General features: G+C 42.7%; 11 protein-coding genes. 6 read left to right on the top strand and 5 right to left on the bottom strand.

Annotated elements, in window-relative coordinates; all coding sequences use genetic code 11:
• Nucleotides 1–135: 135 nt before the first annotated feature.
• On the top strand, nt 136–1,548 hold the full coding sequence (gene dacB / locus GS399_RS18855) for a D-alanyl-D-alanine carboxypeptidase/D-alanyl-D-alanine endopeptidase (protein WP_160846216.1): 1,413 nt from the start codon (nt 136–138) through the stop codon (nt 1,546–1,548).
• Here dacB and GS399_RS18850 read toward each other — a convergent pair.
• The 3 genes from GS399_RS18850 to serS form a co-directional block, all read right to left on the bottom strand.
• The gene (locus GS399_RS18850) at nt 1,540–2,379 is read right to left on the bottom strand and encodes an oxidoreductase (protein ID WP_160846215.1); all 840 of its coding nucleotides are present in this window, start codon (nt 2,377–2,379) and stop codon (nt 1,540–1,542) included. The genes dacB and GS399_RS18850 overlap by 9 nt on opposite strands.
• A gap of 133 nt (nt 2,380–2,512) precedes the next feature.
• The gene (locus tag GS399_RS18845) at nt 2,513–2,782 is read right to left on the bottom strand and encodes a hypothetical protein (RefSeq protein WP_160846214.1); all 270 of its coding nucleotides are present in this window, start codon (nt 2,780–2,782) and stop codon (nt 2,513–2,515) included.
• A 56-nt stretch (nt 2,783–2,838) separates the two neighbouring features.
• Nucleotides 2,839–4,110, bottom strand: a complete 1,272-nt coding sequence (gene serS / locus GS399_RS18840; protein ID WP_160846213.1) for a serine--tRNA ligase — start codon at nt 4,108–4,110, stop codon at nt 2,839–2,841.
• Nucleotides 4,111–4,163: 53 nt separating this feature from the next.
• On the opposite strand from serS, the gene rsmI reads away from it, so the two are divergent.
• The 3 genes from rsmI to lnt all read left to right on the top strand — a co-directional run bounded on the left by rsmI (nt 4,164) and on the right by lnt (nt 7,690).
• The gene (gene rsmI / locus GS399_RS18835) at nt 4,164–4,895 is read left to right on the top strand and encodes a 16S rRNA (cytidine(1402)-2'-O)-methyltransferase (protein WP_160846212.1); all 732 of its coding nucleotides are present in this window, start codon (nt 4,164–4,166) and stop codon (nt 4,893–4,895) included.
• A 539-nt stretch (nt 4,896–5,434) separates the two neighbouring features.
• The gene (locus tag GS399_RS18830) at nt 5,435–6,046 is read left to right on the top strand and encodes a PH domain-containing protein (protein ID WP_160846240.1); all 612 of its coding nucleotides are present in this window, start codon (nt 5,435–5,437) and stop codon (nt 6,044–6,046) included.
• Nucleotides 6,047–7,690, top strand: coding sequence for an apolipoprotein N-acyltransferase (lnt, locus tag GS399_RS18825; protein ID WP_160846211.1), 1,644 nt, complete (start codon nt 6,047–6,049; stop codon nt 7,688–7,690).
• Between the two features lie 540 nt (nt 7,691–8,230).
• Here lnt and GS399_RS18820 read toward each other — a convergent pair.
• Both GS399_RS18820 and GS399_RS18815 read right to left on the bottom strand, forming a co-directional pair.
• Complete coding sequence (locus tag GS399_RS18820) at nt 8,231–9,871, bottom strand: NAD+ synthase (protein WP_160846210.1); 1,641 nt, start codon at nt 9,869–9,871, stop codon at nt 8,231–8,233.
• A gap of 78 nt (nt 9,872–9,949) precedes the next feature.
• A complete protein-coding gene (locus tag GS399_RS18815) occupies nt 9,950–10,633 on the bottom strand; it encodes a porin family protein (RefSeq protein ID WP_160846209.1) in 684 nt (227 codons plus the stop codon).
• A 112-nt stretch (nt 10,634–10,745) separates the two neighbouring features.
• Between GS399_RS18815 and gldB the strand changes: the two genes are divergently transcribed.
• Nucleotides 10,746–11,783, top strand: coding sequence for a gliding motility lipoprotein GldB (gene gldB, locus GS399_RS18810; RefSeq protein WP_160846208.1), 1,038 nt, complete (start codon nt 10,746–10,748; stop codon nt 11,781–11,783).
• A gap of 3 nt (nt 11,784–11,786) precedes the next feature.
• Complete coding sequence (locus GS399_RS18805; RefSeq protein ID WP_160846207.1) at nt 11,787–12,584, top strand: patatin-like phospholipase family protein; 798 nt, start codon at nt 11,787–11,789, stop codon at nt 12,582–12,584.

Here is a 12,584-nt window from a genome sequence, read left to right as displayed (position 1 = left end):
TTTTGCCAAAATAAGGAATAAATTATTACAACGGCAAACGGATATTTTTATGAGGCAATTATTTCTTGAGGCACAATGATCGTTTGAAACAAATTCAATACACCGGCATGGAATCAGTTTGATTATTTTAGGCGTATGAAAAAACTGGCTTTGCTATTCTTCCTGGTCCTTTCGCTGGATACATTTGCTCAAACAATAACGCAAAAAATTGAGAGAGCATATGCGAAATTTGAATCAGACAGCCAGTTCAAATACGCAACCACTTCCTTAACCGTGCTTAATGCAGAGACTGGCGAGATCGTATTCTCTAAAAATTCGAATATGGGATTAGCTTCTGCCTCAACGTTAAAAACGGTTACTTCCGCGACAGCGTTTTACTTGTTAGGGCCTAATTTTACTTATCAAACAACATTGGGTTACTCGGGCGTTATAGATGCATCCGGAACTTTAAATGGGGATTTAATTATTACGGGAGCCGGTGATCCGACGTTTGGAAGCGAAAGATACCAGGACACGAAGCCGGAAGTGATCTTAAAGAAATTTACAGACGCAGTAAGGCAATCAGGCATTAAACAAATTAATGGAAGAGTAATTTCGGACGATCATCTATTCGGAACGCAGACGCTGCCCACCGGGTGGATATGGCAGGATATCGGGAATTATTACGGCGCCGGTCCAAATTCATTAACCTGGCGGGAAAACCAACTCGACCTGATTTTACGTCCCGGAACAAAAGTCGGCGATCCGGTTCAGTTGGTACGAACGGAACCAGCTTTGACTTCAGTTCAGATTGTGAACGAGCTCACCACTGGCAAATCCGGCAGCGGCGATGAAGTTTATGCGTTTTCATCACCCTATTCGAATATCATTTATCTACGAGGAACCTACGGAATTGATTTGGAAAAGACGATTGCCGCTTCGATTCCGGATCCCGCATTAACGTTTGCGGCAGAGTTTAAAAGCCAACTGAATAAATCAGGAATGAAAGTATCCGGGTTAGAGACAACCACCAGAATATTATCAGCGAGTAAACAACCTTTTTCCCCGCCGTCTAAAATTATCGCCAATCAAACCTCGCCTGATCTGACAAAAATTGTGTATTGGTTCAACCAGAAAAGTATTAACCTGTATGGTGAACATTTGGTGAAAACAATGGCACTTAAAGCAGGAAAAGAAGTTACTACAGCGAACGGCGTTGAAATCGTAAAAGATTTTTGGAGGCAAAGGGCCGGAATCGACGAAAATTCAATGAACACAATTGACGGAAGCGGCTTATCGCCGGGCACGCGGATTACTACGTTAACAATGGCTAAAGTTCTTCAAACTGTAAAAAAGGAGCCCTGGTTTAAATATTACTTTGAAAGCCTGCCGGTTTATAACGGCATGCGAATGAAAAGCGGAACAATCAATGATGCTTTAGCTTACGCCGGTTACCAAACTTCATCATCGGGTGTTCCGCTGGTATTTTCTTTTATCGTAAACAATTATAATGGCAGCTCGAAGGAAGTAAGGCAGAAGATGTTTGCGGTTTTAGATCAGTTAAAATGAAGTATTTAACGATACTTCTTTCCAATCATTAATATTCTGTTCCACTGATTTAAGCTTATCCAGAATACCATTTACAGCAGCTTCGCCAAGCGGTAAACGCAGGGGCGGCTTTTCGCTGGTAACAGCTTTGATAATTGCTTTTGCTGCTTTTTCCGGGTCGCCGGGCTGTTGACCTGAATATCCGTTTATGCGGTTGATTACAACATGAGCAGTTTCTTTATAGTCTTCTATAAGTTTTTCCGCTCTTTTCGACGACGGTCCGGCCCATTCGGTACGAAAAGGGCCCGGCTCAACAATAGTGACAAAAATATTTAAAGGCAATACTTCTTTTGATAGCGCCTCGCTATAACCTTCTAAAGCGAACTTACTAGCGTTATATAAACCCACACCCGGATTGGCGTTCATTCCAGCCATTGACGATATCTGAACAATGTTTCCCGACCGCTGCTGTCGCATGATCGGCAAAACCTTTTGAGTAACCGCTAAAGCGCCAAAAAAATTCGTTTCCATTTGCTGCCTTGCTTCCTCCATGCTTACTTCTTCAATAGCGCCAAATAAACCGTAACCTGCGTTGTTTACCAATATATCAATCCGGTTTGTTTTGTCGATTATCGTGTCAATCGCAGTTTGTATGTCATCGTGTTTATTTACATCAAGCAGAACGCCAAACGTTTTCCCCGGAACAAGTTTATCAAACTCATCCACCTGCTCTCTTTTTCTCAGAGTTCCAAAAACGACATAACCGTTGTTTGCAGCCTCCACCGCGATTGCTTTTCCTAGCCCGCCGGAAACGCCGGTGATGAACCATGTTTTTTGTTCTTGTGTTGCCATGAAGAAGCAACAAGTGTTATAAGATTAGGTTTAGCAATTGGAATTAATTTGTTGGAATAACTTTTTGGATGACAGCAGAAGTTGACGTTAGAAAGCTTGATGTATAAGGCGCCTTTTTTTAAAATCTAAAATGCTAATACAATTTCTTGAAAAGCAGGTTCCTTAGGTCGTCGGTTGTGATAGTCCCGTGTTTTGGCCAAAGTTTTGCCGCCTCATGCCAACCTTCTCCAACGGGAGAAGGAGCCAACCTGGCAAAACTATCGCTGTCACCCGGTTTATTGATTTTAGCCACGATGGAAGCGGTTACCCCCGCAACTGAAGCGTAGGGAAATGTTGGTAGGGTAAGGAGTAAAAGCGCACAGCGGGAACAACCAATAATAGTTGTAGCTGCAGTGCGCTTCAAAATATTATAAATTTACTTTTACACCAATATTCAAGGAGTAACCATATCTAACCAATCTAATCTATATACTCAAACTTCGTATACGGTACCAGCACCGCCGGAATTTTAATTCCTTTCTCCGTTTGGTTTATCTCCAAAATCGATGCAACAATTCGAGGCAACGCCAACGCGCTACCGTTAAGCGTATGAGCCAGCTGCGTTTTACCTTCCTTGCCTTTGAAACGCAGTTTCAACCGGTTGGATTGAAATGTTTCGAAGTTGGTTACAGAAGAAACTTCCAGCCAGCGTGATTGGGCGGCACTCCAAACTTCCATATCATAAGTTTTTGCTGATCCGAAACTCATATCGCCGCCACACAGGTTTAAAACGCGGTAAGGTAAACCAAGTTCTTGTAAAAGAGATTGCACATACGTACTCATTTGCTCCAAAGTTTCGTATGACTTGTCCGGATGTACAACCTGCACAAGTTCTACTTTGTCAAACTGATGCAAACGATTGAGTCCGCGAACATGTGCGCCGTATGAACCGGCTTCGCGGCGGAAACATGGTGTGTACCCGCAGTTCTTGATCGGGAATTCTTCTTCCTTAACGATTACATCGCGGTATAAATTGGTGATCGGAACTTCTGCGGTTGGAATCAGGTACAGATTATCGCCCGTAACATGATACATCTGGCCCTCCTTGTCGGGAAGCTGCCCTGTTCCAAAACCTGATTCTTCGTTTACAACAACCGGCGGCTGTATTTCAAAATATCCGGCGGCATCCGCCTTGTCAAGAAAATAATTGATCAAAGCGCGTTGTAATTTGGCGCCCTTTCCTTTATAAACCGGGAATCCGGCGCCGGCTATTTTAACACCAAGTTCAAAATCAATGATATCGTATTTCGCGGCTAATTCCCAGTGCGGCAACGCTCCTTCAGGGAGCTGCGGCTTTTGGCCATGCTCTAAAACAACAGTGTTTTCTTCTGGTGTTGAACCCAATGGAACGGTGGTATGCGGCAGGTTAGGGAGAAGCACAATTTTGCTAAAAAGCTCATTCTCCAATGAAGCCAGTTTATCCGACAAAGTTTTGGATTGCTCTTTCAACGAAGATGTTTTGGCTTTGATCTCTTCAGCCTTTGCTTTCTCTCCCTGGCGCATTAACTCGCCGATTTGCTTGGCAGCGCTATTCGCTTCTGCCGAGAGTGTATCAAGTTCTGCCTGAGTTTTTCTTCTGTCTTCGTCTACGGAAATAATCTGATCAACTAGTTCCGGCTGTTTGAAATTTTTAACAGCTAATCGCTCTAAAACCTTTTCCCTGTTTTCGCGGATATAATTAACTTGCAGCATTAAATTGTTTTTTGGCAAATATACTATCACTTGCCAATCGACCGAAATTAAATATGAGCAAGCTTTACCTGGTGCCAACTCCGATTGGTAATATGGAGGATATGACATTCAGAGCGATCCGTGTTTTGAAAGATGCTGACGTAATTCTGGCTGAAGACACCCGGACAAGCGCACCGCTTCTCAAGCATTTTGGTATTGACAAGAAAGTTTTCTCGCACCATCAGCACAACGAACATCAGTCGGCTACCGAGATCGTCCGGTTTTTAAAAGAAGGGAAAAATGTTGCGTTAATATCCGACGCCGGTACTCCGGCAATTTCTGATCCCGGGTTTTTCCTGGTGCGCGAAGCGTTAAAAAACGGCCTGGATGTCGAGTGTTTGCCTGGAGCCACAGCCTTTGTTCCAGCGCTTGTTAACTCAGGGTTGCCGGCAGACCGTTTTACATTTGAAGGATTTTTGCCCGTAAAAAAAGGCCGACAAACTCGTTTAAAGGAGCTGGTAGAAGAGGAGCGGACAATGATATTTTACGAATCGCCACACAGGCTTTTGAAAACACTCGAAGAGTTCGGTGAATATTTTGGCGTTGAACGGCAAGCATCTGTCTCGCGCGAGCTGACAAAAATGTTTGAAGAAACCGTTCGCGGAACGTTGGAAGAAGTGAAAACTCATTTCGAGACAAATGTGTTAAAGGGTGAGTTTGTGATTTGCGTGGAAGGAAGGGAAAAGGTGAAGAGTAAGAGGAGTAAAGATGGAAATAGGGAATGGCGTGAAGGGAATGGCGAATAGAATTACGGTGATATTTGAGAATGGTATAAGGGAATAGCTTGATGAGCTAAGAAACGTTTTAACAAACACCTAGAGGAAATAAAAGCTAGAGTGAATGTAAAATTGGTGCGTGAAGAGACGAAGATTTTGTCTTTATTTTGAAAAGCAATTTCAGTGTTCCAATTAATGGCAGTCCCGTTCTTTGCTCATACTGCACAAGGCATTAGCCACAATGCCGGTATCCGCTTCGCCCGGGTTTAAAATGGTTCTGTTTTGCAACTTTATCGGACGGCCAGCGTTAATAGATGCTTAAAATTTGCATTTTAGCCCCGATGGCAGCGGATACCGGCTAGCGCGTAATGCCTGCAGGCGTATGAGCGTACAGCGGGAAGGACTTAGATAGTAGTACCTGCCTTGCGCTTCTGATGATTGACACGTCTCATTTAACGCAACACTCTTAGAAACAAGTTATTCATATAAACGATTTTAGATACTATCACAAATACCTTAAACCAATTGTGATTAACTTCGAATTAGAAAATAAGAAACAGACTATAACCATGTGGACCGACCAATATTTAACTGACGAACAAGAGCCGAAAACCGTTGAAAAGGTTCTGACGAAATTAAAGGACATGCTTACAGGGGGTGAATCAATTCTCTACGTCGCCGTGCAGAAAAAACCGGCTGTGACGCTGATTCCTGATTCGATTGTAATTACCGATAAGCGAATTTTCTTTTGTATTCCCGGCAACCTGGGATTAACAACCAACTTCGAAATATTCTCATGGAAAGATTTAAAAGAAGTTTCATTTAAGGAAGAATTTTTCGGTGCAAAATTCACCGCCGTTCCTTTGTCTGGCGAAAATATTACCACAGAATATATTCCCAAAGTTCAGGCGAGGAAGCTTTACCAGTTTTCAAATCAGCAGCTGGATAAAGAACGGGAGATGCGAAAGCAAGCTGAGCTTGAAGAAAAACGTATCCAAAACGCGGCTTCAATTCCGGTGAGTATTCAAACGGAACCAGCCCCCGAACCGCCGAAACCAATTGAAACCCCTGAAGATGAAATGACCCAAAAACTGGTGAAGTTGAAAACGCTGTTTGAAAAGCAGTTGATCACCCAGGAGGAATACGAACAAAAGAAAGCTGATATTTTATCGCAGTTTTAAGTGAGAAAGAATTATGCCGTGGCGCTTAGCAGCGCTTTTTTATTGTGGCTGGCATGGCCGCCGATGCCGTTTACTTCGCCGTTACTTTTGGGTGCTTTTGTGCCGCTGTTATTTGCAGTGGATAATATCTTAGCAACTGATTTAAAAAGAAAAGGTAAAACGATTTTTAATCTGTGCTTAGCCACATTTTTTATCTGGAATACATCCTGCATTTACTGGGTTTTCAACTCTCTACATGCGATTATGCCCTGGTATGTAGCGATAGTTATTTCGTTAATTCCATTTGGACTGGCAGCAATTTTAATGACGTTCGCTTTCTGGCTTTATTACAGATTGCGAAAAGTGACCACTAAATGGTTGAGCTACGCGGGCCTTATTTCTTTCTGGATCGCTTACGAATATCTGCATCAAAGCTGGGACCTGGCTTTCCCATGGATGACATTAGGAAACGGCTTTGCGCAGTTTCATCAGCTGGCGCAATGGTATGAATGGACCGGCGTTTACGGGGGAACTTTATGGATTTTATTGTCCAATATCCTGGTTTTAGAAACGTATTATGCGTTTAAAGCCGCTGATTTAAAAAAGGGAAAGAACTATTTTATCGGGAGCATGTCGCTTATCCTGGTGCCGGTTATCGTATCGTTGGTGATATACATGAGATACGAAGAAAAATCCGATCCGGCAAACGTGGTAGTTGTTCAGCCGAATATTGATCCGTACGAAAAATTCGGTTCGATCCCTTCATCGCAACAGGTTGATCATCTCATCAGGCTTTCTGATTCTATTGGCCAACCAAATACGGAATACTTCATCTGGCCTGAAACGGCAATCCCCGCTGAAGTTGATGAAAAGCGGATAAGGGATAACAGGGATTTTTTAACCGTCCAGAATTTCTTAGCTAAATACAAAAACGGCAACGTTATTTCAGGTATCGAAAGTTATGCGATCTATGATACTGCTAAAACGGAGACCGCCAGATTTGATCCTAACTCACGATTGTATTTCGACAGCTTTAATGCGGCGATTCAAATAGAAAATTCGGCCAAGGTAGATTTTTACCATAAATCGAAATTGGTCCCGGGTGTGGAGCAGACCCCGTATTCCAGCGCGCTCGGCTTTTTGAAACCTGCGTTTGCAGCCTTCGGCGGCACAACCGGTGGCTACGGGCGACAAAAAGAAGCCAGTGTTTTTTATTCTCAAAGCGGAATCGGTTCGGCGCCGGTTATTTGCTACGAATCAATTTGGGGCAGTTATGTAGCTGACTACGTACAAAAAGGGGCACAGTTTATCGCAGTCGTTACCAACGATGGCTGGTGGGGAAATACCTCGGGCAAAGATCAGCACCTGGATTATGCAAAATTGAGAGCTATTGAAACCAGGCGCTGGGTTGCTCGTTCCGCGAATACCGGTATTTCAGCTTTTATTAATCAGCGCGGCGATGTTGTACAGAAAACAAAATGGTGGGTTCCGGCAGCTTTAAAGCAGGATATTAACCTGAACGAGTCGCTTACGTTTTATGTGAAGCATGGTGATTATATAGCCTTCGCAGGATGTTTGGGAAGCGGGGTGTTTTTAGTCTTGTTAGTTGTTGGGCAATTTAAAAGAACAAAGCAAAAAATTCCGGTGATGAAGGGTCCTCTTTGAGAGACCCTTCTGGGACAAAAAATTCAAAATACATTCTGTGCCGGTTGGTTCGATTCGAAGGATCATCCGCTCACTATAAACCTGACCGTAACGGATACCGGCTTGTGAATAAGGCCTGAGCAGTATGAGTGAAGGGCAGGACTATCGGTGGTTATTAGCACGACTTTAGCTTTTTAAATAGTTAATTTCATAGATGGGTAACGGTCCTCGGTCTGTGTCCCCACAGACGGAAACCATCAACTCAGAAATCTTCACGATAATCTGTTAGAAAGCAGAAGTTATCAACACCTTTTTCATACAATTCATCCGAAGACCATGGATACTTTTCTGGTCTGTCGACAAGTACTTGGAAACTCTTCCCGCCAAGTACTTCCAGTCGGATTCGATGCAGCTTTCAGTCGGTTTCAATGCAGCATCCGGTTCCATTCGATGCAGCTTCGAAGGCTTCTGGGCAAGGCTTCGGTAGACTTTGGAAGCAGTGTCTAAGGATTGTGGATCGTAGATGTCTGACACTTTTAAAGTGTCTGACGTCTGGCAAGCCTACATCAAATACTTGCCAACAATCGGCATCCGCCTTCCCATCCCAAATGCTTTAGGCGAAACCCGCAAAATCGGCGGAGTTTGGTAGCGTTTAAATTCTGCAATGTTGACCAGTTTCAGAACCCGGCGAACGGTCGTTTCGTCAAAGCCCTGGGCGATAATGTCTCTTGAACTTTTCTTTAACTCGATGTATTCGTAGAGTATTTTGTCAAGAATATCATACTCAGGAAGTGAATCTGAATCCTTTTGATCTGGCCTCAATTCGGCCGAAGGGGGTTTTACAATCGTATTAACCGGTATTATTTCGCCGTCTTTGTTGATAAATTTCGCCAGTTCAAAGACCTGTGTCTTATAAACATCGCCGATGACCGAGATTGCACCAGCCATGTCGCCGTAAAGCGTTCCGTACCCTACCGCCGCTTCGCTTTTATTGGATGTGTTCAGAAGAATGTAGCCAAACTTATTCGACATTGCCATCACTACGACAGCACGGCATCGTGCCTGGATATTTTCTTCGGCAATATTAAATGGCAGGCCTTTAAAAGCAGGTTTCAGCATGTTGTCAAATGCTTGTGCTGCGTCCTTAATGGCCACGATCTCGTGTTTACAGTTAAGGTTATTTACGAGATCGATCGCATCTTTTATTGAATGGGCCGTCGAGAATTTTGAGGGCATTAAAACGGCCATTACATTTTGCGAACCGAGGGCCTTTGCTGCTAAGGCGCACACTACGGCGGAATCAATTCCTCCCGAAAGCCCAAGAACCGCTTGTTTAAAACCGGATTTTTCGAAGTAATCCCTGATGCCTAAAATTAATGCATCATGAATCTGTTCGACATCGCTTTGCGGACTATGCATAGTTGGCTCAAGGCCGAGAATTTCTCCTTTATCAAATTCATAGATCTTGAAATCCTCAGAGAAATAGCTCATTTCGTCGAGCAGATTTCCATCTGCATCGTAAACTGTGGAACCTCCATCAAAAATGATCTCTGTTTGAGAGCCAACCTGGTTCACGTACAGCAAGGGAAGTTTGTATTTTTTGCTATTGTCGCTCAATACTTTGTCGCGTTCATCGTCATGTTTATACGAAAATGGTGATGCCGCGATGTTGATCATCAAATCAGGCTTTTCTTCGATTAGCACATCCATCGGGTTGGCTATGTAAAGCGGATTATCATTTATATTCCAAAGATCTTCGCAGATTGTCAAGGCAATTCTGCTTCCTTTGAAATCAATGCATTTTGTGGTTTGAGAAGGTTCGAAATAGCGGTACTCGTCGAACACATCGTAGTTTGGCAGAAGTGTTTTATGGATCGTTTCTTTTATCTCGCCGTTTTCAATAAACATCGCCGAGTTGTAGAGGTCTTTACCAAGCGGATTATTATTGATGGTCGGCAGACCAATAATGCAGGCGATGCCGCTGGTTGCAGCAGCAATCTGTTTGGCGGAGTTCTCGCAAAGCTCAATAAACTCCGTAAACTCTAAAAAATCACGCGGCGGATAACCACATACCGATAACTCTGCAAAAACGACAAGGTCGGCGCCCAGCTGTTTCCCTTTTTCAATAGCAGCTATAATTTTATCGGTATTGGATTCGAAGTTTCCAATGTGGTAGTTCAGTTGTGCGAGTGCGATTTTCATCAGAGAATAGATTGTTTTTAAATGATGATGAGGCGATCATGTGCGACGAAGTTTTTTCATACACATGATGGTTTCATATTAAAAATACAGCGCTAGGTTTAAGGCTACATACGAATTTCGGGCTGATTGCCCATTAGAAAACACGTCTGTAAAACCATTGTTTAGTGTCACACCGGTTAAAATGCTGGTGTTAGCCCCAATGTTCCATTCAGCGCCGGCACCTGCAATAAGACTTAAGCGAAACGTTTTTTCGTTATCAATCGAAACGTTTTTTTCGTCGGCCGTCACTATTCCATTACTCGTTAACTTGAAATCACGTTTTGCTCCGATCGTTATTCCTGTACCCAAGCCGAATTGCCCGTAAAATCGAACTAGTTTTCCAGGATCTGTTTTAAGCTTAAGAGTTAAAGGCAGTTCAAGGTATTGAAGTTTGTAAACCGCATTAGAAATGTCGGAACCCGGTCCGCTGTTTGATGCCACAGTTTTTACCTTCGAATTGATCGTGGTCACTAAAAATCCTGAAGAAAAGTAATAATTTTTCGAGAAGCCGAAATCGCCAAGTACGCCATATGAAAACCCTGTTCGTAAGCCATCGCCGTTTGATCCAGGTGTATATCCGGATTTAAAATCCATCCATCCAAAAGTCGGCGTCGCAGTAAAGCCCAACCTGAAATTCTTTTCTTTTTCCTGCGCTTTGGATAATGATGGCAGAATAATTACGCTTAACACAATGATGGCAATTAGCAGAAGCTGTTTTTTCATCTATTAATTTGTTGTTTTAATGGTGACGAAGCTATCATGATTTATGTCATCCCGTTTCCGAATTTTGAAGAAATCATGATGGTTTCATATTTTCGCTTTTCTCTAAAATAAAATGTACTTGAAATCCCGGCAAATCTATTTGTTTTTTTTTATTAGCATATTCATTGCCTCATGCAGCAATAGAAAGAAGGTAGACGTAAGCAATATTAACCTTGATCTTAAAATAGAACGCTTCGATCAGTCGATGAAGGAACTCGATCAAACAAATCTTTCTGTAAAAGCGCCGCAACTGCAAAAACAATACGGTTTTTTTTATAACGATTACATGCGCGAAATGTTGAACGTGGGCGATCCCAGCGATACTTCGTATTATAAGAATCTGCGTGTGGTTTTGCAGCAAAAGGATTACAAAGAGTTATCGAAAACGGTTGATGAGACGTTTCCTGATCTGAACGGCGTGCAGAATGAATTGAACGATGCCTTTAAGCATATTTTGTATTACTATCCGAAGCAAAAAGTACCACGACTTATTTCGTTTCTCTCCGGCTTCACGGTGCAAACACCAATCGGAAATGATTACATAGGTATCGGTCTTGATATGTTTTTGGGTTCACATTCAAAGTTTTACCCGGCACTGATTGAAAGCATACCGGCATATGTTTCACGTCGCTTTACGCCGGAAAATATTACTCCACGTGTTATGGAGGCATTTACGCGGGAAGAGCTTTTTCCTGAGAAGGATAATTCAACCACATTGCTTGACAAGATGATCTATAATGGGAAGATCATGTATTTTATGGATCAGGTCATGCCGGATTTATCCGACAGTTTAAAGATTGGCTATACATCCAAACAGCTTCAGTGGTGCAAGGATTATGAAGGGGATATCTACGGCTATTTCCTGGATCAGAACCTTTTATATGAATCCGATTATATGAAGATACAGGGTTATTTAACCGAAGCTCCGTTTACGCCGGAATTAGGTGAAAAGAATGAATCGGCTCCTAAGCTTGGAGTTTACATCGGCTGGCAAATAGTAAAAAAATATATGCAGGAAAATCCTGATATTACCGTTCAGCAATTGATGCAAGATAGCGACAGTCAGCAGATATTGAATAAATCAAGATACAAACCAAAGAACGCAGTATAATTTATGGCCGATCATTTAAAAGTTGGAATTGTTCTTTCCGGCGGAGGAATTCGCGGTATTGCACATTTAGGCGTACTGAAAGCGCTTACCGATGCAGGCATTAAGATTGATCACGTCAGCGGAACAAGCGCAGGCTCAATAGTGGGTGCGTTGTTTGCACAAGGGCACGATCCTGAAAAGATTTTGTATGAATTTCTGAAAGTAAAGCTTCTCAAATTTATCCGTGCTTCCTTCGGCGCGAATGGGCTGCTAAGTATTGAAAACACGCAAAAGCTTCTTTTAGAGCTGATTCCGCATAACTCGTTTGAAGGACTAGCTGTTCCATTGACAATCGCTACTACAAACTTCAGCGAAGGAACGCTGACCTATTTTTCGTCCGGCGAACTAATTAAAGCTATTCAGGCGTCCTGTGCTATTCCAGGCGTTTTCAAGCCAGTAATTATCAATAACCAGATGTACGTAGATGGCGGAGTCCTGAATAATTTTCCGGTAGAACCGCTCAGGAAGGATTGCGACATTGTAATCGGCTCGACCTGTAATCATTTACCGGTGGTAGATAAGATTATTAATTTCAAAAAATTGATTGAACGTGCAGCTATCATGTCAACCAATGCCGACATGGAAAACAAGTACACGCTTTGCGACGTAGTTATCGAGCCTCAGGGAATGGGAGCAACCAGCATTTTCGACATTGGTAAAACGGAAGAAATTTACTGGTTGGGGTATGATTGTGCACTGAAAATGATTCAAACAAATCCAGTGCTTAAAAATCTTACAAAAAAGCCGTTAAAAATAGCTTGA

This window comes from Hufsiella arboris, assembly GCF_009834875.1.
GTDB lineage: Bacteria > Bacteroidota > Bacteroidia > Sphingobacteriales > Sphingobacteriaceae > Hufsiella_A > Hufsiella_A arboris.
The sequence above is the reverse complement of the archived record's forward strand: the minus strand, read 5'-3'. Positions and strand labels throughout refer to the sequence as shown.